This is a genomic window from Saccharolobus shibatae B12 (genome assembly GCF_019175345.1).
GTDB lineage: Archaea > Thermoproteota > Thermoprotei_A > Sulfolobales > Sulfolobaceae > Saccharolobus > Saccharolobus shibatae.
In genome coordinates this window covers 1,091,886-1,115,752 of record NZ_CP077717.1, presented here as the reverse complement: position 1 = coordinate 1,115,752, position 23,867 = coordinate 1,091,886, and the positions used below count along the sequence as shown (strand labels likewise).

Sequence of the window (23,867 nt, the reverse complement as noted above, 5' to 3'; positions counted from 1 at the left end):
CTATGTGGATCTGATTCGTGAACTAAAGTCAGAGTACGGCTTTGATGAAGATGAAATAAATTACGCGTTATCTAGAGCTAGAGGCATAATCTTTGGCTTTGCCATGGAGTATAGGGCTAGGCGAATATTACAAGAAATGAATTTTGAAAATATCAAGTCAGTCGATATGCCAACTCATGATATAGAAGCTGAAAAGAATGGTATTAAGTATTATGTAGAAGTAAAGGCTAGTAAAAAATCTCCTACAAGGGAATATAGTGCCTATAAGGTAGCGATGATAGCATTATTAGATGGGGTTCATTTGACCTTATCTATGATACCTAAGCCAAATCTTCTTTTAACTGAAGAAATTCTTAGTGAACCAAAAAGAATATTGTATAGGTTCTTTAAATTGGCTTATATGAAACAATCGGAAGAGCTGAAAGTATTTTTGGAAAATGAGAAAAATAGAGAAGTTTTAGATTCGTATTCTAATGTAATAAGGACTATTAGTAATAGATATCACTTACCGATTGCCCTTGATCTCGTTAATCCCTTTTCTTCCTAATTTAGAGGTTTTGTATATTATCAGATCTTTTTCTGCTTTATCTAGAAATTTATAGACTGAGGAATGTTCTTTTCCGTCAATCAAAAGCTCTATGGCCTTCCTTGCTATTTGAACTTGATCATAAGGTCCTATTATTCCTATATAATGGCCGTAAATTGATATATCAACCCCGGTATACTCTTGAATTATTCTTTTAGCTTTTCCACCTTCGCCTATTATCCTTCCCTTTACTCTTCTTATTGCATCTGGATTACTTCCTATGAGTGTTTTCAAATCTATCACATCTAAAATATATTCGTCACTGAGTAATCTAAAGGCGGATTGCTCATCGAATCCTAGACCTATTGCTCTTATTACTGACACAGCCTTGAGGGCTTCATATTGATTTTGACCCTTAGGAAGTATATTGAAAGTCTTAGTTCTTTCATCGTACATAATCTTAGTATCTGTAAACTGCTCAAGTTTCTCAATGATTTTTTTAACTACTTCTAATTTCTCATCTTCTACCGTAGTGAACAAGATTATCAATCCCCGGAAACTCCGAATTCTATCAATAACTCTTCTGTGGGCTTTATATTTATTCCTTTATCCTCAAAAAATCTATTTATGTTATCGAGGTCTCTTTTCAATAACATAATCGCATCTTCGTAATCTATGGGAACTGCTTGGCTCACATCAATTATGTAGCATTTATTATCATAAACCATTACATTATACTCACTTAAGTCTCCGTGAACCAATTTAGCTCTTTTCGTCATAATTTCCACTTGTTGAATTAGGTCATCATACAATTCTTGCGTAATTTCTTCATCATTTAACTCCTTCAAAAGGGGAGCCCTTAGGCCATTTTCACCAATAAATTCCATTACAAGAATGTTTTCGTAAACTAGAATAGGTTTTGGTACTCTAGTTCCAGCCTCATATAGCCTACTAAGGTTTTTGAATTCCTTTTTCGCCCAAGTATTAATAAGTTGTTTAGTATTGGTTACCTTTACGTCTTCGAATCTTATATCGCCAACAGTATATTTTTTAATGGCTCTTTTACTTTGCGCTGCGGATGTGTAGTATATCTTTAGCGCATAGTACTTATTATCGAAAGTCTTGGCAGGATATATCCTAGCTTCTTTCCCAGACGATATTGCACCCAAATACTCCTCAATGTTCAATCTTCTAGCTATTTGAATTAAATTTAGGTAAGTCCTATAATCTATTGTGGAATCTACTACTTTAAAAAGATCTTCGTCTTTACGTCTTTTTTCGTCTTTAGTCTTCTTTGGTAATTCCGTCAAAATCTATCCTCTTAACTGGTCAATTACTTCCCTACTTATGATATTCTCGTTAACAAGTCTCTTTATTTCATCATTTCCATACTTATACAATATATCGCAACGATTGGGTTGAAAATCCCAAATACCAACAAGCACCACATCTCCTTCTCTCATCCACATCTTCTTCCTTATTTTACCAGGTATTCTAGCTAATCTCTCCTTTCCATCCATACACAATACTATTAAATGATCTCCACCTAACATTTTCTTAACTACACATATAGTCTGTCCCTCTTCAGGCTTTGGTACATCTCTACTAGGCGCTTCCTGCGCTCTATCTTTCTTAGGCAACTTATTTATTCACCTACAGTAGTCTATTGTTATATATGCATAAAAAATTACTTCATCTCTCTCAAGAGCTCGATAGCGACCGCAGTTGATCCTCCAATTCCATGGCAGATACTAGCTATTCCTCTTGCCCCACCCATTTTAGATAATACGTTTAAGAGCGTTACAATAATTCTGGCGCCACTTGCACCTATTGGATGACCTAACGCTATAGCCCCTCCAAAAACGTTAAGTCTATCATAAGGTATTCCCAAGTACCTATTTACTAGTACATTATTTACAGCGAATGCCTCATTATTCTCAAAATAATCGAAATGCTTTATATCAGTATTTAATTTGTTTAATAATTTTTTAATAGCAAAGATCGGCGCCTCGGTAAACCTCCAACTCTCTATACCCACCCAACTATACCCTAGAATTCGGGCTATGGGTTCTATTTTAAGTTCCTTAATTGCTTTTTCACTCATTAATACCAACGCTGTCGCACCATCAGATATTTGTGACGAATTCCCAGCTGTGTGTGGGCCACCATCGGTAAACGCTGGAGGTAAAGTTGAAAGCTTATCTAAGCTGGTGTCAGCTCTTATACCCTCATCGACATTAACTACTTTTACATCAGTTTTAATCTCAACGATTTCTGACTTAAAGTATCCATTAACTGTAGCCTTATGAGCCCTAAGATGACTTTGATAAGCAACTTCATCCAACTCTTTTCTTGAAATATTATGAGCTTTTGCAACCATATCAGCCTCTTGTCCCATTACTTTCTGCAGGAATGGATCGGTTAATCCATCGTATAACATGGTATCAATAAGCTCAATATTTCTATTCATTAACATTTTCACACCCCACCTAATATCAGATTTTATTGTGAACGTTGCTTGACTCATACTTTCCGTCCCTCCTGCAACTATTATGTCAACATCTCCAGATTTGATCATCTGTGAAGCTGTAATTACGCTCATCATCCCCGAAGAGCAAACCATATCTACGGAAAATCCATCTATTTCGTATGGAATTCCAGCTCTAATCGCGCACTGTCTGGCTATATCTTGGCCATGTCCAGCTCTTAAGACGTTTCCCATAATTGCAATGTCTACCTTACTTGGTTCTATATTAGCTCTCCTTAGCGCTTCCCTAATTACTATTGAACCTAGATCCACCGGGGACAGATTTTTTAAAGCACCGCCAAACTTTCCAATGGGCGTTCTAACAGCTGATGCGATATATACACTTTCCGGCATACTGAATATACATTCATTCATTAGGTTTAAATTTTTTAAGCAAAAACTCCACGCAAGTCATAAAATGATGCTTCAGTTATTTTAACATTATACCACTTTCCTAGTTCTACATTTTCAGACCTAATCACGACTGGAATATAATTCACCAATCTTCCTACTACAGATCCTTTACGACCTAATTCTGTTGTGATAACTCTGCTAGTACTTCCCACGTATTCTAAATGAATAGATAACGCGATATCCTCATATAGTTTATTAGCTATTTGAATTCTCTTTTTCTTTACACTATCTGGAACCTGGGGCATTGATGCACTTCTAGTATTTGGCCTGATGGAATACATTGCTAAATGTATCCTTTCAAATCTTAATTCCTTCATAAGCAATAGGGTATTATTAAATGCATCTTCATCTTCTCCAGGATGACCTATAATTATATCAGTAGTTATATTGACAAATGGTATTTTACTTCTTATTTCACTTACCAACTCTTTATATTCGTCTATTGTATATTTCCTATTCATTAGCTTTAATACTCTATCATCTCCACTTTGGACCGGTAAATGGATAAACTTATACACCTTAGGGTTTCTCATGATTTCTATTAAATTATCTATTATTCTCATAGCTTGTTCTGGCGTCATCATGCCAATTCTTATCATAAAGTCTCCATCAATTTCCGTTACTTTATTTACTACATCAACTAAACTTATAGATCCTCCTAGATCTAACCCATAAGCTGCAGTATCTTGACCAGTTAATTCTATTTCTTTAGCACCGGCTTGTACGGCATCTCTCACAGCATTAACTATTTCCCTTAATGGATAGCTCCTCAACTTCCTCCTTGCTAGTTTAGTTATGCAGAAGCTGCAATTTCCTGCACATCCGTCAGCTACTGGAATTATTGCAATTTTTCCATCGAAAGTTCTAGGAGTTATAAGTGCTCTATCGCCCTCAAGGACAATTTTACGCTCCTCTGATTTAATTACATCGATTATTCTTTCAACTGATTGTGGACCTATTAATGACGCATTTGGAGCTATGGAAAGGACTGTAGCTGGTTCTGCACTACTCATACATCCTGCTACCACTAATTTTTTTGATAACGTGTTTAATTCCTTAATTCTTTGTTTCATTCTCTCTTCAGTTTCTAACCTTACTGCGCAAGTATTGAGTATAATTATATCTGCGTTCTCAGGGTTTTCTACAAAATTATAACCCTCATTTTTAAGCAACGTCATCATTACGTAAGTATCTGCCCTATTTAATGCGCACCCATATGTCTCAACGTAGATGGTTTTCATTTTCTTCAGTAGTATTTTAAACCCTATGTGCTTATAGATTTAATGTGAATTCAGAAAAAGAATACGTGGAAATGCTTGATAGACTATACTCAAAATTACCAGAAAAGGGTCGTAAGGAAGGTACACAAGCACTACCTAATCTAATAATACTCAATATAGGAAATACCACCATGATTAGAAACTTTGCGGAATATTGTGATAGAATTAGAAGAGAAGATAAAATATGTATGAAATACTTGCTAAAGGAATTGGCTGCACCTGGTAATGTGGACGATAAAGGTGAACTTATAATTCAAGGAAAATTCTCCTCACAAGTAATAAATACCTTAATGGAAAGATTTTTGAAGGCATACGTTGAATGTAGTACTTGTAAAAGCCTAGACACTGTACTAAAGAAGGAGAAGAAGAGCTGGTATATAGTCTGTCTAGCGTGTGGAGCTCAAACACCAGTGAAACCTCTATGAGAGTGTTTCTAAATATAATTAGAGCACAAGGTATGACACTGGTAAATATATGTCAGGAGGAACTATTAGGGAAAGTATTTAGAGAAGGGGAAATAATACTCGATGTTAGTGAGAAGTTTTACGGAGGAGAGTCCGTAGAATTAGATTATGCCCTTTCATTGATCGATGAGGCTACAGTTATGAGTATTGTAGGGAATTACGCGGTAGAAGAGGCAATAAGGAGAGGGCTAGTTCACAAGGATTCTGTCATCAATGTAGCTGGTGTAAAATTCGCTCAAGTTTATAATGTGTGAAATTTATGTCAGGGAAGTTCTGTGTGCTATGCGGAAAGCAAAATGTTGAGCTAATAGACTCACTCTGCGTGGACTGCTATGTAAAATCTAAAAAACTGATAGAAGTACCTAAAAGGATAACCGGAAAGTATTGCAAGATCTGTGGTGCACAATGGATTAAGGGAAAGTGGATAAGGACTTCAGCAACATCTTTAGCTTCAGTCGTGGAAGATATTATAATAAGAGAACTAGGGAATAAGATAGACATTGATAAAAACGTAGAGGAGTTCGCATTTGATATAAAGAGCATATGGAAGGATCCAAGTGGTAATTCCTTTGCTACTATTGAATTTAGAGGGAAGGTAAGAGGTAAACCCTTTTCCCAAGAGGCGATAATTAGTTTAGAAATGGAAAGGACATTATGTGACTCGTGCTTTAGGAAAAAGACACGATATTATGAGGCCATAGTTCAACTGAGGAGTAAAGGTAAGATTGGAGTTGACGATAAGAAGAGAGCGTTCTTCGAATCCTTTTTCTCTACAAGCATAGTGGATAATATTTCTGATGTTATTGAGGGTAGAGAGGGTGTGGATTATTATTTTATGAGTAAAAGTGTTGCAAGAAAGCTTGTATCGATGATATCTTCTATTGTTGACGTTGAAGTTAATGAGAGTTATCAGAATGAAAAGATGAAAAACGGTAAAAGGGAGGCAAAACTAGTTATTTCATTGAGGATATGAGAATAGGTATAGACGAAGCAGGTCGTGGAGCCTTAATAGGTCCAATGATAGTTGCAGGTGTAGTTATCAGTGATTCAAAGCTAAAATTCCTTAAAGGCATTGGAGTAAAGGATAGTAAGCAATTAACTAGGGAGAGAAGGGAGAAATTGTTCGATATTATTGCAAGTACCGTAGATGCTTTCACAGTAGTTAAAGTTTTTCCTTACGAAATAGATAATTACAACTTGAACGATCTCACATATGATGCGGTGTCTAAGATAATTTTATCACTTTCGGTTTTCAATCCTGAAATAGTAACAGTTGATAAAGTGGGAGAAGAGAAGCCTGTTATAGAGCTCATCAGAAAGCTAGGTTATAAGTCAAATGTAGTTCACAAGGCGGATGTCCTATTTGTTGAAGCAAGTGCAGCAAGCATTATTGCTAAAGTAATAAGGGATAATTATATTGATGAGTTGAAAAAAGTTTACGGTGATTTCGGGAGTGGATACCCTGCTGATCCTAGAACAATAAAGTGGCTTAAGTCCTTTTATGAGAAGAACCCAAATCCACCTCCCATTATCAGAAGATCATGGAAAATTTTACGTTCTACTGCTCCACTATATTATATAAGTAAAGAGGGTAGAAGACTATGGTAACGAATTTACCCGCTGAAGCCAAGGCTAAATGGCTAAAGGTGATGGACGCAAAGACACCGGAGGAGAAATTCCAAGCTTTGCAGGAATTTCTTAAGGAAGTTCCTAAACATAAGGGAACCGAAAATCTGGTATATTGGGCTAAGAGGCGAATGGCCGAATTAAGGGAAGAAATGGAGGTAAGAAAGAGCAAGAAAAGCGGAGGTTTTTCGTTATTTGTTGAGAAAGAGGGTGCGGGTCAAGCGATTTTGATAGGAGATTTACTCCTAAGATCCTTAATAATGAAAAAACTTACCAATGTAAAACAAGAATTCAACGAGTTACCAGTGCCTGGCATGGTTAAATATGAGGATGTTCAAATACAGTTGGTTAACCCACCTAAGAGTCTTCCACTCACTAAGACAATAGGTCTAATAAGGAATGCAGATGAGGTAATTATTGTTGTAAACAATAAGGAAGAACTATCCTTTATGAGGAATCTTTTGGAGGAGAATAATATCTTATTGAGAAAACCTAAGGGGAGGGTTATAATAGAGAGAACAAGGTATGGAATCTCTGGAATTAGGATAGTAAATTTAGGTAAACTGGTGGACGTCGATGAAAAAGCCGTAAGGGATTATATAGAGAGTTTTGGGATTAAATCAGCAATAGTGAAGATCATAGGTGAGGTTGCCTTAGATGATATAGAGAAATCCATGTTCGAAGCAGTTAGCTATAAGCCTACAGTAATAATCTCTAAGGAGAGGTTTGATATTGGCGAGTTTCCAATATTGAGTATTGATCAAATAGATAAGTTACCTAAGCTTCTGTTTGAGATGTTAGAGGTGATCAGAATTTACACAAAGGAGCCTGGGGAAGAACCAACTAAGGATCCTTTGATACTTAAAAAAGGTTCCACTGTTCTAGACGTAGCAAGGAAACTGCATTCATCATTGGCTGAAAATTTTAGATATGCCAGGGTTTGGGGAAGGTCGGTAAAGTTTCAGGGACAGAAAGTTGGTCCCTCACATGTTCTAGAAGATAAAGACATAGTTGAGATTCATGTAAAGTAAAATTTTCTATATAAATTTAAGTATAGGTTTATGAGAAAGTAACAATAGAATGAGTATATTTAATAGGCGTGATAACAAACAATCTCTCAACAATCAAGGCCCATCTAAAATTGAATTATTATTTTACAATTCCAGTATTATCAATGGTTTAGTTAAAAGCGTGGATATGAAAATCAAAAAAGCTGGTATAAGTCAAGATCCTCGTTTATTTGCATCTAAGCTATTTCTTACTCTGATACTTTCAATTGCCATTTCAGCGCTATTAATAGCGTTTTCTATTAGGTTCTTTGAGCTATATAGATTTACATTACTTACAAAATATTTGGCAGGGTTTTTAACATTGATAATATTCGGTGTAATAATACCGCCTGTTGTTTATTTGATGCAAATTCTTCAATTATCTCAATCAACTGAGAATAGAAGAATAGGTCTGGATAGTGAAGCTCCAGCATTCGCTGCAGTATTTAACGTTTTCTTAAGATCTGGTCTAAGTGCAAGATACGTTTTCGACTACTTATCTAAATCCACAGCAATGCACTACGCTAGTCAAATCGCCTCATATGTCAATAAGAGAGTTAAATATCTAGGAGAAGGTGTAGAAAGCGCAATAGTCGAATCATTAAACTACTCACCTTCGAAAGTATTTAATGAGTTTTTAATAACTTACGTTACTGCTGTAAGAACCGGAGCTCCAGTTCTAGATACAATGGAAGCTAAGACTAAAGATATTCTAAAGAATATAGAAACTTTAGCTTCTACCGCAGCAGAAAACTTGTCCGGAATTGCTGAGGGTTTCGTAATTTGGCTTTCCTCCGGTTTCATAACGTTCTTTCTGGTTTTATTGTTACAAGCAATATTTCCATCTCTCTTTGGTTCAGTCCCATTTCCTATAATGGCTATTTTCGCAATGATTATGATACCATTGATAAATCTACTATTCATATGGGTTGTAGATCAAACCCAATTTAGATTTCCAGAGAGATCATTAAAAGCGTACAAGGTATTTTATATTACCTTCCCCTTAGGGATAGTCATATCATTTATCGTACTATATTTAATAAAGGACCCAATTCCTCTTCTTTTATACCTACTATTTTTGAATGGTGGTGTACAGCAAATACCGTTATCTGTATTAGCATTTACAGTAGGTCTATTAATAGCTGTCATACCTCCAGCAGTAATTGCAATTAGGGAATTGAGGGAAGGTACAGGATATGACGTCTATGTCGTTTCTTTTCTAAGAGCTGTTGCTGAGGGACTTAGAGCTGGGTTAAATCCAGCTACTGTAGTTAAAAACTTAAAGGATTCCCCGGAAATGGGAAAGTTCAGAGATATACTGAATACCATTTACGCTTATTCTCTGTTAGGTGTCCCCTTAAAGGACGCCTTTAAGATAGCCTCAGAGAGAATATTGGACTTTTCTAGTAGAGTTTCCTTAATTTCATTAGCGGATATGATAGAAATTGGTAGTTTGACACCAGAGACAGTTGAGTCATTAGCAGAACAAGTAGATGCTCAAATAAGGATAAGGAGAAACTATAACGCCAAAATAAGAGTGTTACTATATGCACCGTATATAGGAATTATTTTAGCCTTAGTAGCGTCTATTCTATTGGGTAACGCTATGTTTACCTTAATATCTCATCAATCTTTGGCTTTATCTTATGGACCATTATCCAATGCTACTGTGATCTTGCCCAAATCCCTCTACGTAATCTCTATTTCGGCACTCTTTAACTCGTTTTTGGCTGGATTACTAGTAGGGAAAATAGGCTATGGCAAAACGGCAGCTGGCTTTATACATTCGGCGATTTTAGTAGTTATAACTGCTATCTTAGTTGTCATATCATTACATATATCTCTAATACCTTCTATATCTCCTTCGTCAACATCTTTATAATCTAGATGGAGAAGTGATATATAATGAGTAAAATTTTAAAATCTCTCTTGCCAAAAGGCAAACCCACCGTTAAGCAATTGCCTATAGCAGAGTTACCTATAACACTCTATCCAGTTAGTCCTTTTCCAGAAGAGGTAACTACAATTGTTGCAGACTACGAAGTGAATATACTAAGCTTAGCCCCAGAGGATGTTAAGTCCAATATAGCCCAAAATAATATAGAGTTAGTATTGCCGAATCCTCACATCTTTATTACCTTTGATGAAAGGAAGGGTATATACAAATACGTTTTATTAGAACCACCAGTAAATGATACCATTTACAACATGTATAATATATTCATAGAAGAGGTAGAGAGAGAATTACTTTCCAAGACACCCTCGCTTGACCTTGCGAAAATTATATTCGAACTTAGTAAGAAAAGATCTAATCTTAATATTATCCAAGAGAAAAGGGGAGATATATACATACTAAGTACAAACGCAAGAGTTACGTTATATTACCTATTAAGGAACATGTTCGGATACAACGTATTAACTTCACTGGTTGCTGATAAGAATATAGAAGATATTTCTGTTTCTGGTTTGAATAATCCAGTCTATGTATATCATAGAAGTTATGAATACGTTCCAACTAACATTATGTTTACTAAGAACATGAAGATATCTCCACAACTTAATATTATGATAGATGGTGAGGAATTGCTGGATCAATTAGTACTAAGAATGCTTTCAACCACTGGTAAGTCAATTTCAGTTGCTGAACCAATACAAGACGGTATGTTACCAAATGGTGATAGGATTGCCGCAACATTTAGGCGTGAGGTATCAGCCAGTGGTTCTTCAGTAGTGATAAGAAGATTTAGTGAAAGGCCTATTACGATACTAGATTTAATCAATTCTGGCACCTTATCTCCAGAGTTGGCCGCATATCTATGGTATGGAATGGATCTGAGAATGAGTATAATGTCAATAGGAGTTACTGGTGCTGGAAAGACCACTTTGCTTAATGCAGTTCTGAATCTAGTAAAAGAGAGCATGAAAATTGTCTCTATAGAAGATATTCCGGAAATCAGATTAGCGCATACTAATTGGGTTCAACTTTACGCTAGACCAGCATATGCAGGAGTAGGCAAAGAGATTTCATTAATGGATTTGCTAAAATTATCCCTCAGATATAGGCCAGATATAATAGTGGTAGGTGAGATAAGAGGACAAGAGGCTTACGTATTATTCCAAGCGATATCAACTGGACACGGTGGTGCTACGACATTCCACGCGTATAATACGGACTCTGCAATAAAGAGGCTTATGAATGAGCCCCTTAACATTCCACAAGAGTGGATACCTATGATGAACATAATGATGACAATTAGGAGGTTACCAGTATATGTAGGCGAGAAGATCGTTCTAAGGAGACGTGTTGTAGCAGTTGATGAAATAGTTAGTTGGAATGATTATAGAAGGGTCTCGAGTTGGGATCCGAAAAGTGACGCGTTTGCAATCAATCTTGACTCTGCCAGAGTATTAAAAAATAGAATAGAGGAAGCTGGCCTTAGTATAGATGATGTTAAGAGAGAAATGGAGAGGAGAGCATTATTCCTAAAATTATTAGCGTCTTCCAGGGAGATAATACAGAGTGAGGAGAGTTATAAGCTTGTGAAGAACTATATAATAAAGTATAGCTTAAAGCCAGAAGAAGCTCTAAAAGAAGTTCAATCAATGGCCAGGACAAAAGCTATAGAATTAAAAGAATAATTGAAACCAAGATTAACAACAAAGATGAAAGAGTGTTATTGAAAAGACTATTAACATATGCCATAATTGCGAGAATAACTCCCAATATTTTTATACTCAAGATTTCTTCTTCTTTTACAATGTGGTTTTTAGGAGTGACTTTCCATTTGAACCTTACTTTAAATACTCCTTGAACGTAACCTATAAGGGAAGCGATTATGGTTACAATCCCACTTCTATAGTCATCCTTAGGTTTTATTAGAGTTATATAAATTCCATTTGAGACCAGTATTGGGATCAGTGAGCTAAAGACGTACAGATAGTTTATATTTAATGTAAACTGAAGGGAGATAACAATCAAAAATACTAATAGATATAAGGGGTACAATCCCCATTGTTGAGAATAAATAAATCCCTCAATTCCCTTTGCTCCTAATTTAAACAGTCTCATGCTGTAGGCGAGCAATTCTCCAGAGCCATAAGCCCATCTTTTAATTTGGTTATATAAATCAGTTAGAGTATAAGGGGCTAAGGTATAAACTACAATATCATCAACATATTTCACTCTAATACCATTTAGAGCAAGTCTAATACCTAGCTCTAAATCTTCCGCTACAATATTTTCTTTCCATCCGCCTATTTTCCTTAAAATATCTCTCCTTATTGCAAATGCTGAACCATTTGCAAAAATTATTAGGCCTAACTTCTCTCTTGCCTTAAATAAGGCATTCATTACGAATTCATTAGTGTGAGAGTATATCTTTTGGACTGGTGTGATAGGATCTCTGACTTTTAGCCTAAACGCAGCAGCATCGTAATTAAGTTTAGAAATTTTACGTAAAAAGTTCTTTTCTACTCTGGCTTCAGCGTCAAGAAACACTAATAATTCTCCATCTGAAAGGTTAAAGGCAAAGTTTAGTGCTCCAGCTTTTCTTCCCCCATTTTCTGGTCTCCTTATAATTACGAAATTCTCTGGAATTCTATCTACAACTTTCATAATTTTCTCAAAATTTTCCAACGAATCATCAGAAATTATTATAACTCTGTAAGGTCTGTAGTCCAATTCCGATAAATTATCGATTAACTCTTTTATAGTTCTCTCGTTTTCGTCCTTTATCGCAACTATTATATCTATTTTCTTATTAGAATTGTTTCTATCATTATCCAATACTTGTACTAAATTTTCATTGGAAACTTTATAGTAAAATGCTTGAAGAAGTATCCATAAAGATGTAATAGAGGAGGATATAAAAAGTAAAATTTCAAAAATTTCCCTTATCATCCTTGTTTCTTTCTGTCAATTGCTTTTTTAATTCTTTCCTTAGCCTCGGCTACGCCTCCCCATCCACTTATTTTTACCCATTTATTTGGTTCCAGTTCTTTATAGTGTTCAAAGAAATGTACAATCTTATTCCTTGTAGCCTCTGGAAGATCTTTAACATCATTAATATTAGAAAATGAAGGGTCCGTCTTATTCCTTGGCACTGCTATTACCTTCGCGTCCTCACCTTCCTCATCCCTCATGTAAATCATTCCTATAGGTCTTGCTTCTATTACCGTCCCAGGCATTAATGAGTAATTTCCTAGAACCAACACATCTAATGGATCTCCATCTTCTTCTAAAGTCTCTGGAATAAAGCCATAATTAAACGGATATACCATTGACGTATACAACACTCTATCTACTTTAATAACCTCTTCCTCTTCATCATACTCATATTTAATGTTTGAACCCATGGGTATTTCTATGAATACGTTTATCTCATCTGGGGCTTTTTTCCCAGGACCTACCTTCATATCATTTCACTGCTTATTATTTTGGATTCATCTTATTTAAACTATTCATTATTTTAGTAACCAGTTCTCTTATCTGATTCAAAGGCTCTATGGAAAGTAATTTATCTATTTCCTCTGCGTAACTTAAGATTATCTCATCAACATTAAATCCGATTCTCTTGTATCTTAATCCTTGTAAATATGTTGAAAGCCTATCTGATAACTTAGCTACTTTAGCCTCATTAGTCTTTAACTCCTTAAGTTCAAGGAAAAGATCCTTTCCTATTCCCAATTCGTCAAATGCCTCCACTTCAGCTTCCCTTTTATTAATTCTATTAGTAGCCCACTTTGGTAAATCTCCTAGTAAAGTCTCCCCTGCATCATGAAATAGAGCAATAACTGCACTATGTTCTGGATCAATTTCAACTCCTTTTCTCTTAAGCTCGGTAGAAAGTACATAGGCCAAGACTGACGCTTCAAAACTATGTGAAGCCACCGTTTCTCCCATTGCTGATGGGATCCCATTCTGCATCCAACCAGTTCTAACTAAATTTTTAGCGCCTTCCAACAATCTCTCCAGTTTCATCTTAAGTTAAAATGAAGCTACAGCATTTTTAATAAGTTATCTAAAGCTTCTATCATTTCCTCCATATTTTTTGTCCAAAATCTAATCATTGCCTCCTTTCCCTTGGTACCTTTATCGTAAATTACATTAGGTATCCTACCGTATTCACTACTTATATACTCAATAATCCACTGCATCGTCTTTCCTTCACCATGGCTAGGTTCCAATTCCCTATTAATCTCAACAGTTTCATAACCAATTCCCTTAAAACTCTCAACTATCTTATCGTCGTATCTAATGTTCATTAAGCAAGTACTATCCATTCCCTTAAGAATAATTGATAATAACATTCTGGCTGTATGGGTCGGATTTCCAAACACGACGGGATGGCCAACAATTACCTTTCTATCCCACCTCCTTATTATTCTACCTCTAAATGTAGAAATGTCGTTTAGATCCCTAACGTATTCTGGTTTTATACTGTGTGCTAGATTCGATTGTACTTCGGGTATTAAAATCCAGAATTTCTCGTTATTTTCAACAAAGTCTGCAAATCTTCTCATCTCCTCAACTACTTCATATTTCATAGACTTCTTCATAATCTCAGCACTTACGTTAACTGGTCCTACACCTTTCCCTATATTAAGTCCATATTCTATTGAGGATTGAACAAAATCTCTTGCTTTCCTAAAGGCCAATTTTACATCCTTTGTCTTTATATATTCTGCAGTAAACGCAGTTGCAAATACGCTGCCGGTACCATGTGTGTCTTTCGCTTGTATCTTGTGATAACCTATCTTATATACTCCCTCTTCATTACACATGTAATCGAAGCTAAAATCTCCCTTACTATGGCCTCCCTTAATTATTACGTGAGCAATATTGTAAGTCTCCCTTATCTTTTTACATACAATAACTAGATCACTTTCCTTTTCTACCTTAATACCGCTAATTGCAGATGCTTCTATTATGTTTGGTGTTATTACCTTGGCAATGGGTAAAATTATCTTCTTGTAATCTTCAACGTCTTTTATTAGTGGAGTTCCATCCTTTGCGTACAGTACTGGGTCTACTACTAAAAAAGAATCGTGTAATAATTCATTCACAACTTGAAACTGTCCTTTTGTATATATCATTCCCATCTTAACAGCTTCGACATTGAAGTCATCAAGTAATGTTTCTATCTGTTTTTTAAGGAATTCAGAGCTAACAACATTAATATCTTTTATACCTCTTGTACTTTGAGCTGTTATTGCAGTAATTGCAAAAACTCCGTGAATTCCTAATACTTCAAAAACTCTTAGATCAGTCTCTCCTCCGGCTCCATTACCAGTATCTAATCCAGCTACGGTCATTCCAACTGGTTTAATCATTGCTTTTTCACTCTCGTATTTCCAGCTACTACCCAATATTCTCCATCATCTCTTATTTCCAATTTCCAAATTCCAGTGCTATGTTTAACCAATTCCAATGTTTCTTTCACCGCATCTATGGCATCTTTTCTTCCCTTGCCTAGGGCCATTATAAGTAAGACATTCTCTCCAGGTTTCATGGACTCTATTACATGTATTATCTCAAGGTCAATCAAGTCACTATATTTCCTCTTCATTTCTTCTTTTATTTCTAGAAACCTCTTCCTAGTGTACTCTTCATAAGCTTCGTATCTCAGTTCTAAGACTTTGTGATTGTCTACTATACCCTTAACAAAACCTACATAAACAACTAAAGAGCCTGCTTCCGGAGGGGCTTTTTCTCTGAATTTTCTAATTTCCTCAAGTAAGTCAAACCTTTTCCCTATAATTAAATCTCCACCAGAAGGTGGTGGTAATAGTGCTACCTCATCTCCTTCTTTAATATTCTTAGTTGATGCTGAACCATTTACCAAAATTGAAACTTTTATCCCGTTTATTCCATTTTTCAAGAAGTTTACTAATTCATTTCCGTACATTTTACCTAGTTGTTCAATGAGGCAGTCAACGTCCTCACACTCAGTTTCCAATACTTCATTCGATTTATGGGTTATATCTTTAATGAATGCAAAATAGAGAAGTTTCACTTTTTTCATACACTCACCATTATTATTTTTTAATCCTTAGTTAGTATGAGTGAAGACGAGATAATAGATTTAATATTCAATAATCAACGTGATATAAGGCAAGGTACAGCGATTAGGAAGGAAAACAATGAAGTTCTAAACAAATTAAATGAGATAGAGAAGCTTCTACAATATCTAATTAAGAGTAAAGAAAGAGGAGTTCAGCAAAACGTGAGTTTATGTGAACAAATTCTTTCATCAGCCTATGTTATTCTCGATGACAGTATTGGAAACATAAGCAGAAATTACTATGTAGTTGAGCTAGATAGCTCGAGAAAACTTATAACATTCAGAGATACAATAGAACTTCTCAACTTCTACTTTTCTCAAACTATAAATGAGCAAGATTTGGATGATAAGCTTCCTAAAAGGCTTGTTCCGCTATTTAGATTCATGAGAAGAAATGGTTTAATATATTTCGACTACGATAAGAAACGATATTTTATTGTTGATTATAAGTAAATAATATTATTTATCACACTTACGATTAAGTTTTCGTTTATAGATCTTCTTAAGGCTTCTTTTAATGCATTTAAAAATTCATTAGTGTTAACTAAATCTTTTACAGAATAATCTAGTTTATTTGATTTTGCTATTTCTTCTAGTAGGGCGTTTATTTCATTGTTAAAATTATAGCTCGAAAGATAATCCTTATATGTGGAAATTTTCTGGTTTAGCAGATGTGTATCTTGTGATAGTTTAGATAAAAATTCCTTTACTCTGGAGTCAGAGGATAGTTTACGTATGAGCTCACTGCTTATATATTTAGAGAAAATTGGAATAGTCAACAATAAGAAGTATTGGCTACCTCCTAAACTCCACATGACTACTTTCTCGGCGACTTCATCCTTAGAAGCTATTAAACCATCTGCAATGGCCCTCACTAACAAATCAAATATTACATTCTCATTTATCATGACTTTTTCTTCCTCAAGTTCCTTTACCTCTTTCTTTTCTAGGAATAAACTATACACTGATATTGTTCCAAACTTCCACGTAGAAAATGGACATACGGTCAAGAAACCTTTTTTAGTAGCCTTAAGTGGATTGCCTTTATAAGATGTCAAGAACAACCCTGCACATTCATTATATCGTGAAGTGTATCCTAGCTTCTTAGCCCAGCATCCCAAATGTGCTTCTTTCTCCTTTAGTTCATTTTTAATAACTTCATACGCAAATATTCCCTTCTGTTCACTGAACTTATTATAAACATACAATCCCTCTGGGCATAGAAAATAGATACCAGCGGCATTTTGTTCAATTCTTAACCGATTTATCTTCTCAACACTATTTTTCACGTCTTTTAGATTCCCCGCTAGGTAATCGTTAAAACCACAACAAATTCCAGTAACTAGTTTTACTCTGGGAGACAGCTCTTGAGGTAATTTATCTCCGCTAAATAGGAGGTAATTTAGAAATCCTTCTAATCCCAATGGATCATACTTTGCTGTACATCCTACAAATAATAAGAAGACTGGTCTATTTCTATATCTAGTGTTTAAGCTTTTTTCCAATTCGTAGATAGTCCTTGGTACATCTGTTGTTTCTAATTCTACTGTTTCCTTATTTTCATTAAATTGTGGTAATATTTCCATTAGATTGGAAATATTTATTCCTACTGGGCAAGCCTCTTGACAAGAAGCGCATCCAAAACAGAATTCAAAATTTCCTTCACCTGTTAACAATCTATCAAATCTACCTAAAGGTGAATAAAGGATATTATTTGTAGTGTTGTACGCAAGGCAACTATCTAAACATAATGAGCAATTTATACACTTCGACGCCTCGATTATCATGTTTTTATTTATTCTCTTAGATCTTACTTTTATTTCATATTTTTTAAAGTTTCTTAGTATATCCTTATGAAATTCTTCATACTCTTTCAGATAGGGGAATGGTAATACATCTGGATTCTTTCTTAGATATTCAAAGAGTTCTGGTAATCTGGTTTCCTCTAGACTTCCTATCAGAACTTTATATCTCTTTGGTGAGTTGTAATTGATTACATATCCCATTTTAAAATCGAAATTAAAGTCCGTATTTTTTTCGTAATTAGTCATCAGTATTATTGGTATGTAATTTCTCTTGAATATACTAGATATCTCTATATTTATACTTTTTATCAAATTATTGGTTGGTATTGATTTAAAATTTTCATTGATTATTTTATTGTAGAACGAGGGTATATAATACTTTATAGTATCCTTGTATATTAGAGCTGACCAAGCAAACTTATTTTCGCCTTCAGTTTCTAACAGCTCTGGATATTTTACCGCAAGAATTCTTACTACCTTATAATCAATTAGCTCATTTATAGTCTTTTTACCTTTTACAAATCCGAACTTATAACTACCAAACCCTGAACCATTTAATACAGTAAATCCTCCAATAGTACCTTTTAAATATAGTGGAAAGATAGCAGGGTAATAATTATTCTTGGAAAGTTCATCTATCAGTTTATCGAAAGTTACCCCTGCAGGTACTTCGAATATTTTATATATATTCCTTCCTTCAACTTCCCTAAATATACTTCCGTCATTAAATCTATCCGGAGCACGTATTATTTTCGGATTAGCATATTTTAATACGTTACCATATAAACCGGTTAATCTACCAACTACTAATTCATTTTTATCGTTAATTTCGATCTTTTTTACATCTAAGCCTCCTATTACAGCTCTGCTAAATATTGATGCGTCTAAAATCACAACTGCTCTAAGTAAAAATTATTAGTAACAATTTTTATAGTTTTAGGTGTGGAGATTAAGGTACCAATTTCTATTTCTGCTATATGGTACCCAGTAGTAGATAGAGAGAATTTGATGGAATCTGGATCTGTAGGGCTGGCCTTAACATTGGAACCTTATATAACTGCTGAAATCAGGGGCGGTAGTGGGATAGAATTTAATGGGATAGAGATAAAACTTCCCAATTATGAAATATTAAAGAAAAAATTAGGAGAATATAGGTTATCTATATATTCTGAAGTACCATTAGGTTACGGTTATGGTTTAAGTGGAGCTATAAGCTTAGCATATGCCCTAGGAGTTAAGGAATTAACTCCAATAAGCGAGAAAGACGCAGTTAATGCAGCCCATTTAAGTGATGTCATAGCCGGAAATGGATTAGGGGATGTGATAGCGCAATATTATGGTGGGGGTTTAGTTCATAGGAAGAAGGCAGGAGGGTTGGGTTATGGTGAGGTTGAGGTAATAAATATGGATTGGTCACAATATCCAATCTTCTCTCAACCTATTAGCCAGCTTCCAACTAAGAGTATTATAAAGAGGTCAGAAATAGCCCTTAAGCTCATAGACGAATTTCTCAAAAATCCGTCTCCGTTAAAATTTATCGAGGTTGCGCAAAGGTTTACAAGCAGTTTGGGTTTCAACTCAGAATATCCTTTTTCATATAGGAAGAAGGGGATAATTGTTAAAATCTTTGATCCAGAGTATGGAGTATGGATAAAGCACAAGATAGCAAGTCGTGGAGCATACGTGACATAATACCAGAAAATCACCCTAGAAAAGAATCCCTGCTAATTAGGGAAAAACTGATTGAAGCTATGGAAAAAAGTATTCTTGTTCCTCAAGGGTTAATAGCACATGGAAGAGGAGAATGTTTCGACTACCTAATAGGAGAGAAGACTCAGGATTTCGCTGAAAAGGCTATAGAAGCTGCAGCAGCTACCCTACTCTTGGCTAAGACACCAGTTATTTCCATAAATGGAAATATGGCTGCATTAGTACCAGAAGGTCTAGTTACATTAGCAGAGGAGACAAATGCCAAGCTCGAAGTTAATTTATTCTATAGGGATGAAAGAAGAGAAAAAGCAATAGCTGAAGTGCTTTATAAGGCAAATGCAAAGGAAGTTTTAGGAGTAGGTGATGATGCTTCGACGGTAATACCTGAATTATTTAGTCAAAGAAGAAGAGTAAGTCCAAAAGGTATTTACATAGCTGATGTAGTATTATTGGGTTTAGAAGATGGAGATAGAACAGAGGCATTAGTCAAAATGGGTAAGAAAGTTATAGCAATAGATATCAATCCATTATCGAGAACTTCTAGGTCTGCCACAATAACTATAGTGGACAATATAATTAGGGCTGTTCCCAGGCTAGTAGAGAAGGTGAAAGAGTTGAAGTCTAAGAATAAAGAAGAGTTAGAACAAATAGTCTTAAACTATGATAATAAAAATGTTCTAGCTGAATCGCTGAAATTCATAGCTAACAGATTAACTCAACTTTCTCTTTCCTTATAATGCTGTTTTTCAGGGAACCTATTATTCTTCACGTCAACTATGTACTGATTTATTGCGTTAGAAATGATTTCTTTCAGATTTACATATGATTTAGCGAAGTAAGGAGTAAACTCAGATAGCCCTAGTAAGTCGTTTATCACTAATACTTGACCATCACAATATGGACCAGCCCCTATACAGATTGTAGGTATGTTCAACTTTTCCGTAATTCTTTTAGCTATATCCACGTAAGTATTTTCTATAACTAATGAAAATACTCCCGCATCTTCTAGTTCTAAACTATCCTTTATCAATTGCTCCTCTTCTTGTTTAGTTTTTCCGATGGTTCTAAATCCTCCTAGTCTTAGAAACCTTTGAGGAGTTAAACCAATATGCCCCATAACAGGTATTCCAGCCTTTACAATTGCTTTAACAGTGTCTTTCATTTCCTCCCCACCTTCTAGTTTTATCGCGTCACTACCAGCCTTTACTAAAAGTCCTGCATTCTTTACTGCACTTTTTGTGTCTATCTCATAACTTAAAAAGGGCATATCTGCAACTATTAACTGAGGTGGATTTGCTCTCGCTACTGCTCTTGTGTGGGAGATCATGTCTCTCATGGTTACGTTGAGCGTATTTGCATATCCTAGTACAACCATTCCTAGGGAGTCTCCTACAAGTATGGAGTCCAGTCCAGTATTAGATATTATCTTCGCCGTTGGGTAATCGTATGCTGTTAACATTGTAATTTTCTCCTTCGTTGATTTCTTCTTTATGAAGTCCCTTATTGTCACCTTTTTCATTATTAATTCTAGAGCTTATTCTCTTAGCTAAATTTATAATTTTTTTCAACTTTTCAGCAATCTCAAAGGTCTCTTCATGTTGAGAAGCCTTATAATACAATTTGACTATTAACGGTAAAATCTCAAATGAAAATTTCATAAAATTTTTCTTATCTAAGTCAAGTAGTTTAGGTTTCTTTAATAAGAATAGTAATTTTCTCTCTACTTCCTTTGGGTTTAAGCTATTATATTGAATAATTATAAGAGAAATTTCAGGATCTTCCTCGCTGTTATCGATTTCACCATTAAGCGCTAGCTTAGTCTGCTCAATGTCTATGAATTTCCACCAATGTTGATTAGCAGACTTATAAGTGGTCTCGATTATGCCGAAATCCTTCTCCAACGCTCTCAATATCATTCTAGGGTCATAGTTAACTCCCAATTCCCCTAGTTTTTCAACTAATTGCTTGTAGCTGAAGTCTCCAAGCTCCCTATTTTCATTCTCCTCAGTAATTTCTATTATAGCCTTTAAGACATATTTAGCCTTGTCGCCATATTTGAGCAAAGCCTCTAATGTTCTGTCCTTTACTGTGCCAATCATTTTATATACTATCTCGAAAGCATATAATAAGTTCCTTAGCCATAATAGCATAAGTATGACAGAAAAACAATTCGCTGTCAGTGTTACCAATTTGCGAAAGAGAATTGGAAATAAGGATATACTTAAGGGGTTATCATTTAATGTGGAGAACGGAGAGGTTTTTGGGATAGTGGGGCCCAATGGAGCCGGAAAAACAACGACGCTAAGAATATTGTCGGGTATTATTAAAAATTTTGAAGGATATGTAAAAATTTTCGGACTTAATCCGGTTGAGGCAAAACAAAAGGGATACATTTCGTATATGCCAGAAGACGCTTTCCCGTATGAGAAGCTAACTGGATACGAAAATTTAGATTTCTATGCTGAGCTATACGCTAAAGGTGACAAGGAGTTAAAGGAAAAATACTTAAAACTAGGTGTTGAGATTTCCAATTTAGGTAAGAGGATTTACGATAAGACCGCTGAGTATAGTAGAGGTATGAAAAGAAGGCTTATTATAGCAAGAACCTTAATGGTAATGCCTAAACTTTCGGTTCTGGATGAACCAACTTCAGCCCTAGACGTGGAGTCTGCAGTAAGGATAAGGAATATAATTTTAGATATGGCAAGAAGATATAACATGACAATAATACTCTCTTCACACAATATGTTAGAGGTCGAATACTTATGTGATAGAATTACTCTGATTAACGACGGAAGAGTAATTGCTAGTGGAAAGCCCGAAGAGATCGTCAAAAACACTAATTCTAAGAATTTGGAAGAAGCTTTCATAAAACTCGTATTCGGTGATCAGTGATGCTGAAGACAATGATAAAGAAAGAGATAATGGATTTAAGAAGGGATAGAAAGCTACTACTTGGGGCTATAATTCTTCCTTTTATATTATTACCGTTAATTGGTATCATACTTTACGCTTCCATAGCGGTATCTCCACCTGTGATCGAAATAGTAAACCATAACCAGTCAAACTTACCCTATGTTGAAGCCGTTTCACATTACATCACTCAAGAGGGGGGAACAGTAATTTACAATGATTCGAATGGAAATATAATACCTGATGTTGTGATCATATTCCCTAATGACTTTAATATAAATGCTAGCAATATCTCAAGACAAGCCTCTGTGTATGTAAAGACCCTAATTTCCTCTAATCAAGAAGCTTCGAATTTGGTTAATAACGCGTTATACCATCTGTCCTATAGTCTAATTTACAATAGGACTGAATTCTTGATAAATTCCTCTAATTTACGGCATGTTATTAATCCTAGTGATATTTTAAGCCCTCTATTGGTTAAAAATTACGTAGTTACTATAACTGGTAAAAGTGCTCCAGCGTCCCAAGCTAACCTAAGTGAAATAGCTAGGATAATAACTCTAGTCCTTTTCCCTAGTGCCACTCCGGTAATATTTTACGTCACAGATGGGATAGTTGGCGAAAAGGAGAGAAGAACTTTAGAATCTCTATTAGCTTCACCAATATCAATAAACTCCTTCATATTCTCTAAGGTAATCATTGCTATTATCTTAGGAGTTCTTTCATCATTAGGTGACATTCTAGGAGTAGTATTATTTTCCTCCTTAATGTCATTCACGTTCGGTTTACCATTATCCCTTAGTACATCATTTATTCTAATTGTTGTCCTTACCTATCTATTGGCTGTATTACTAACTGCAGCGTTGAGTGTAATTTTACTCCTAGCTTTGGGAGGATCCATGCGTAACATGCAAGTGATAAACTTCCTCATTTTATCCTTTGGCCTAATCGCGTCCTTTTCTGCCCTTTTTATAAATGTTGCCAATTTACAGTTTCCTCTTAATTTAATATTGGTAATACCCTATGAGCAATTAAGTCTATCATTACTTTACTTCGTCTCCGGTTCTACTTTTATTTCATTATCTCTCCTATTGGGCGTGCTGATAGTCTGTTTGATAATTTTGTTAGTATCCTCAAGGCTATTTAATTCGGAAAGATTACTGCTAAAGTAAACCTTTAAATATTGAGTCGTAATTAATATTTTATGGCAGAAGTTGTAAGAGCCTACATTCTCGTATCTACTACTGTTGGTAAGGAAATGGAAGTAGCGGATATGGCTAAAAAAGTATCAGGTGTTGTAAGAGCAGATCCAGTTTATGGTGAATATGATGTGGTAGTAGAAGTAGAAGCTAAGTCATCTGATGATTTAAAGAAAGTAATATATGAGATAAGAAGGAATCCTAATATAATAAGGACCGTGACTTTAATAGTAATGTAATTTTTTCTCATCTATTAATTATCTTCGTGTATTTTCATTCTATTAGGAATAT

The 23,867-nt window shown here is 35.1% G+C and carries 27 protein-coding genes; 14 read left to right on the top strand and 13 right to left on the bottom strand.

Annotated features, from left to right (window positions below; translation table 11 throughout):
• The first annotated feature begins 4 nt into the window (after window positions 1-4).
• Window positions 5-547, top strand: a complete 543-nt coding sequence (locus tag J5U23_RS06235) for a hypothetical protein (protein WP_218259947.1) — start codon at window positions 5-7, stop codon at window positions 545-547.
• Here J5U23_RS06235 and J5U23_RS06230 read toward each other — a convergent pair.
• The 5 genes from J5U23_RS06230 to J5U23_RS06210 are packed head-to-tail and all read right to left on the bottom strand — an operon-like array spanning window position 506 to window position 4,708.
• A complete protein-coding gene (locus tag J5U23_RS06230; protein ID WP_218267285.1) occupies window positions 506-1,075 on the bottom strand; it encodes a KH domain-containing protein in 570 nt (189 codons plus the stop codon). The two genes, J5U23_RS06235 and J5U23_RS06230, sit on opposite strands and share 42 nt — an antisense overlap.
• On the bottom strand, window positions 1,072-1,836 hold the full coding sequence (locus tag J5U23_RS06225) for a serine protein kinase RIO (protein ID WP_218267284.1): 765 nt from the start codon (window positions 1,834-1,836) through the stop codon (window positions 1,072-1,074). Before J5U23_RS06225 ends, J5U23_RS06230 begins: the two co-directional genes overlap by 4 nt.
• A gap of 3 nt (window positions 1,837-1,839) precedes the next feature.
• On the bottom strand, window positions 1,840-2,166 hold the full coding sequence (locus tag J5U23_RS06220; RefSeq protein ID WP_218259944.1) for a translation initiation factor aIF-1A: 327 nt from the start codon (window positions 2,164-2,166) through the stop codon (window positions 1,840-1,842).
• Between the two features lie 47 nt (window positions 2,167-2,213).
• On the bottom strand, window positions 2,214-3,428 hold the full coding sequence (locus J5U23_RS06215; RefSeq protein ID WP_218267283.1) for a thiolase family protein: 1,215 nt from the start codon (window positions 3,426-3,428) through the stop codon (window positions 2,214-2,216).
• A gap of 14 nt (window positions 3,429-3,442) precedes the next feature.
• Window positions 3,443-4,708, bottom strand: a complete 1,266-nt coding sequence (locus J5U23_RS06210) for a tRNA (N(6)-L-threonylcarbamoyladenosine(37)-C(2))-methylthiotransferase (RefSeq protein ID WP_218261424.1) — start codon at window positions 4,706-4,708, stop codon at window positions 3,443-3,445.
• Between the two features lie 71 nt (window positions 4,709-4,779).
• Here J5U23_RS06210 and J5U23_RS06205 point away from each other — a divergent pair, with 71 nt between their 5' ends.
• From J5U23_RS06205 to J5U23_RS06175, 7 genes are read left to right on the top strand one after another with little or no spacing between them, the layout of a single operon-like run.
• Complete coding sequence (locus J5U23_RS06205; protein ID WP_244988851.1) at window positions 4,780-5,172, top strand: translation initiation factor IF-2 subunit beta; 393 nt, start codon at window positions 4,780-4,782, stop codon at window positions 5,170-5,172.
• A complete protein-coding gene (locus tag J5U23_RS06200) occupies window positions 5,169-5,465 on the top strand; it encodes a DUF424 domain-containing protein (RefSeq protein ID WP_218259941.1) in 297 nt (98 codons plus the stop codon). The genes J5U23_RS06205 and J5U23_RS06200 overlap by 4 nt, the downstream gene beginning before the upstream one ends.
• A 5-nt stretch (window positions 5,466-5,470) precedes the next feature.
• Window positions 5,471-6,184 carry a 60S ribosomal export protein NMD3 gene (locus tag J5U23_RS06195; protein WP_218267281.1) on the top strand — a complete coding sequence of 238 codons (714 nt, stop codon included), beginning with the start codon at window positions 5,471-5,473 and terminating at the stop codon, window positions 6,182-6,184.
• The gene (gene rnhB, locus J5U23_RS06190; RefSeq protein WP_218259939.1) at window positions 6,181-6,819 is read left to right on the top strand and encodes a ribonuclease HII; all 639 of its coding nucleotides are present in this window, start codon (window positions 6,181-6,183) and stop codon (window positions 6,817-6,819) included. Before J5U23_RS06195 ends, rnhB begins: the two co-directional genes overlap by 4 nt.
• The gene (locus tag J5U23_RS06185) at window positions 6,813-7,868 is read left to right on the top strand and encodes a TGS domain-containing protein (protein ID WP_218267280.1); all 1,056 of its coding nucleotides are present in this window, start codon (window positions 6,813-6,815) and stop codon (window positions 7,866-7,868) included. Before rnhB ends, J5U23_RS06185 begins: the two co-directional genes overlap by 7 nt.
• 49 nt (window positions 7,869-7,917) lie before the next feature.
• On the top strand, window positions 7,918-9,768 hold the full coding sequence (locus J5U23_RS06180) for a type II secretion system F family protein (protein WP_218267279.1): 1,851 nt from the start codon (window positions 7,918-7,920) through the stop codon (window positions 9,766-9,768).
• Between the two features lie 23 nt (window positions 9,769-9,791).
• On the top strand, window positions 9,792-11,525 hold the full coding sequence (locus J5U23_RS06175; RefSeq protein ID WP_218267278.1) for a type II/IV secretion system ATPase subunit: 1,734 nt from the start codon (window positions 9,792-9,794) through the stop codon (window positions 11,523-11,525).
• On the opposite strand, the gene J5U23_RS06170 is transcribed toward J5U23_RS06175, so the two are convergent.
• From J5U23_RS06170 to J5U23_RS06150, 5 genes are read right to left on the bottom strand one after another with little or no spacing between them, the layout of a single operon-like run.
• Complete coding sequence (locus J5U23_RS06170; RefSeq protein ID WP_218267277.1) at window positions 11,506-12,786, bottom strand: glycosyltransferase; 1,281 nt, start codon at window positions 12,784-12,786, stop codon at window positions 11,506-11,508. The two genes, J5U23_RS06175 and J5U23_RS06170, sit on opposite strands and share 20 nt — an antisense overlap.
• A complete protein-coding gene (gene ppa / locus J5U23_RS06165; protein ID WP_218259934.1) occupies window positions 12,783-13,301 on the bottom strand; it encodes an inorganic diphosphatase in 519 nt (172 codons plus the stop codon). Before ppa ends, J5U23_RS06170 begins: the two co-directional genes overlap by 4 nt.
• Before the next feature lie 16 nt (window positions 13,302-13,317).
• Window positions 13,318-13,866 (bottom strand): HD domain-containing protein, encoded by a 549-nt coding sequence (locus tag J5U23_RS06160; RefSeq protein ID WP_218267276.1) that lies wholly within the window; start codon window positions 13,864-13,866, stop codon window positions 13,318-13,320.
• Window positions 13,867-13,883: 17 nt separating this feature from the next.
• Window positions 13,884-15,218: a bifunctional hydroxymethylpyrimidine kinase/phosphomethylpyrimidine kinase gene (thiD, locus tag J5U23_RS06155; protein ID WP_218267275.1), complete on the bottom strand. Its 1,335-nt coding sequence runs from the start codon at window positions 15,216-15,218 to the stop codon at window positions 13,884-13,886.
• The gene (locus tag J5U23_RS06150) at window positions 15,215-15,910 is read right to left on the bottom strand and encodes a MoaD family protein (RefSeq protein WP_218259931.1); all 696 of its coding nucleotides are present in this window, start codon (window positions 15,908-15,910) and stop codon (window positions 15,215-15,217) included. The genes thiD and J5U23_RS06150 overlap by 4 nt, the downstream gene beginning before the upstream one ends.
• 36 nt (window positions 15,911-15,946) lie before the next feature.
• Here J5U23_RS06150 and J5U23_RS06145 point away from each other — a divergent pair, with 36 nt between their 5' ends.
• Window positions 15,947-16,402, top strand: coding sequence for a hypothetical protein (locus tag J5U23_RS06145; protein WP_218267274.1), 456 nt, complete (start codon window positions 15,947-15,949; stop codon window positions 16,400-16,402).
• Here J5U23_RS06145 and J5U23_RS06140 read toward each other — a convergent pair.
• Entirely contained in the window at window positions 16,393-18,648 is a 2,256-nt protein-coding gene (locus tag J5U23_RS06140) for a 4Fe-4S dicluster domain-containing protein (protein ID WP_218267273.1), read from the bottom strand. The two genes, J5U23_RS06145 and J5U23_RS06140, sit on opposite strands and share 10 nt — an antisense overlap.
• 48 nt (window positions 18,649-18,696) lie before the next feature.
• Here J5U23_RS06140 and J5U23_RS06135 point away from each other — a divergent pair, with 48 nt between their 5' ends.
• A complete protein-coding gene (locus J5U23_RS06135) occupies window positions 18,697-19,446 on the top strand; it encodes a pantoate kinase (protein ID WP_218267272.1) in 750 nt (249 codons plus the stop codon).
• The gene (locus tag J5U23_RS06130) at window positions 19,401-20,201 is read left to right on the top strand and encodes a 4-phosphopantoate--beta-alanine ligase (RefSeq protein ID WP_218267271.1); all 801 of its coding nucleotides are present in this window, start codon (window positions 19,401-19,403) and stop codon (window positions 20,199-20,201) included. Before J5U23_RS06135 ends, J5U23_RS06130 begins: the two co-directional genes overlap by 46 nt.
• On the opposite strand, the gene panB is transcribed toward J5U23_RS06130, so the two are convergent.
• Together panB and J5U23_RS06120 are read right to left on the bottom strand one after the other, a co-directional pair.
• Window positions 20,180-20,983 (bottom strand): 3-methyl-2-oxobutanoate hydroxymethyltransferase, encoded by an 804-nt coding sequence (gene panB, locus J5U23_RS06125; RefSeq protein WP_218259926.1) that lies wholly within the window; start codon window positions 20,981-20,983, stop codon window positions 20,180-20,182. The two genes, J5U23_RS06130 and panB, sit on opposite strands and share 22 nt — an antisense overlap.
• Complete coding sequence (locus J5U23_RS06120) at window positions 20,880-21,563, bottom strand: hypothetical protein (protein ID WP_218259925.1); 684 nt, start codon at window positions 21,561-21,563, stop codon at window positions 20,880-20,882. The genes panB and J5U23_RS06120 overlap by 104 nt, the downstream gene beginning before the upstream one ends.
• On the opposite strand from J5U23_RS06120, the gene J5U23_RS06115 reads away from it, so the two are divergent.
• Genes J5U23_RS06115 through J5U23_RS06105 form a run of 3 tightly spaced genes read left to right on the top strand, consistent with a single transcriptional unit; the run spans window position 21,508 to window position 23,815 of the window.
• Entirely contained in the window at window positions 21,508-22,359 is an 852-nt protein-coding gene (locus J5U23_RS06115) for an ABC transporter ATP-binding protein (protein ID WP_218259924.1), read from the top strand. The genes J5U23_RS06120 and J5U23_RS06115 overlap by 56 nt on opposite strands.
• Complete coding sequence (locus tag J5U23_RS06110; RefSeq protein WP_218259923.1) at window positions 22,359-23,549, top strand: ABC transporter permease; 1,191 nt, start codon at window positions 22,359-22,361, stop codon at window positions 23,547-23,549. The genes J5U23_RS06115 and J5U23_RS06110 overlap by 1 nt, the downstream gene beginning before the upstream one ends.
• 32 nt (window positions 23,550-23,581) lie before the next feature.
• Complete coding sequence (locus J5U23_RS06105) at window positions 23,582-23,815, top strand: Lrp/AsnC ligand binding domain-containing protein (RefSeq protein WP_012710373.1); 234 nt, start codon at window positions 23,582-23,584, stop codon at window positions 23,813-23,815.
• Window positions 23,816-23,867: the final 52 nt, after the last annotated feature.

What these genes read in the sequence shown, in the direction of transcription:
- J5U23_RS06215 (WP_218267283.1), bottom strand. Translation starts at nt 3,428, where the DNA reads ATGAATGAATGTATATTCAGTATGCCGGAAAGTGTATATATCGCATCA.
- J5U23_RS06210 (WP_218261424.1), bottom strand. Translation starts at nt 4,708, where the DNA reads ATGAAAACCATCTACGTTGAGACATATGGGTGCGCATTAAATAGGGCA.
- J5U23_RS06205 (WP_244988851.1), top strand. Translation starts at nt 4,780, where the DNA reads ATGCTTGATAGACTATACTCAAAATTACCAGAAAAGGGTCGTAAGGAA.
- J5U23_RS06200 (WP_218259941.1), top strand. Translation starts at nt 5,169, where the DNA reads ATGAGAGTGTTTCTAAATATAATTAGAGCACAAGGTATGACACTGGTA.
- J5U23_RS06195 (WP_218267281.1), top strand. Translation starts at nt 5,471, where the DNA reads ATGTCAGGGAAGTTCTGTGTGCTATGCGGAAAGCAAAATGTTGAGCTA.
- rnhB (WP_218259939.1), top strand. Translation starts at nt 6,181, where the DNA reads ATGAGAATAGGTATAGACGAAGCAGGTCGTGGAGCCTTAATAGGTCCA.
- J5U23_RS06185 (WP_218267280.1), top strand. Translation starts at nt 6,813, where the DNA reads ATGGTAACGAATTTACCCGCTGAAGCCAAGGCTAAATGGCTAAAGGTG.
- J5U23_RS06180 (WP_218267279.1), top strand. Translation starts at nt 7,918, where the DNA reads ATGAGTATATTTAATAGGCGTGATAACAAACAATCTCTCAACAATCAA.
- J5U23_RS06175 (WP_218267278.1), top strand. Translation starts at nt 9,792, where the DNA reads ATGAGTAAAATTTTAAAATCTCTCTTGCCAAAAGGCAAACCCACCGTT.
- J5U23_RS06170 (WP_218267277.1), bottom strand. Translation starts at nt 12,786, where the DNA reads ATGATAAGGGAAATTTTTGAAATTTTACTTTTTATATCCTCCTCTATT.
- ppa (WP_218259934.1), bottom strand. Translation starts at nt 13,301, where the DNA reads ATGAAGGTAGGTCCTGGGAAAAAAGCCCCAGATGAGATAAACGTATTC.
- J5U23_RS06160 (WP_218267276.1), bottom strand. Translation starts at nt 13,866, where the DNA reads ATGAAACTGGAGAGATTGTTGGAAGGCGCTAAAAATTTAGTTAGAACT.
- thiD (WP_218267275.1), bottom strand. Translation starts at nt 15,218, where the DNA reads ATGATTAAACCAGTTGGAATGACCGTAGCTGGATTAGATACTGGTAAT.
- J5U23_RS06150 (WP_218259931.1), bottom strand. Translation starts at nt 15,910, where the DNA reads ATGAAAAAAGTGAAACTTCTCTATTTTGCATTCATTAAAGATATAACC.
- J5U23_RS06145 (WP_218267274.1), top strand. Translation starts at nt 15,947, where the DNA reads ATGAGTGAAGACGAGATAATAGATTTAATATTCAATAATCAACGTGAT.
- J5U23_RS06130 (WP_218267271.1), top strand. Translation starts at nt 19,401, where the DNA reads ATGGATAAAGCACAAGATAGCAAGTCGTGGAGCATACGTGACATAATA.
- panB (WP_218259926.1), bottom strand. Translation starts at nt 20,983, where the DNA reads ATGAAAAAGGTGACAATAAGGGACTTCATAAAGAAGAAATCAACGAAG.
- J5U23_RS06120 (WP_218259925.1), bottom strand. Translation starts at nt 21,563, where the DNA reads ATGATTGGCACAGTAAAGGACAGAACATTAGAGGCTTTGCTCAAATAT.
- J5U23_RS06110 (WP_218259923.1), top strand. Translation starts at nt 22,359, where the DNA reads ATGCTGAAGACAATGATAAAGAAAGAGATAATGGATTTAAGAAGGGAT.
- J5U23_RS06105 (WP_012710373.1), top strand. Translation starts at nt 23,582, where the DNA reads ATGGCAGAAGTTGTAAGAGCCTACATTCTCGTATCTACTACTGTTGGT.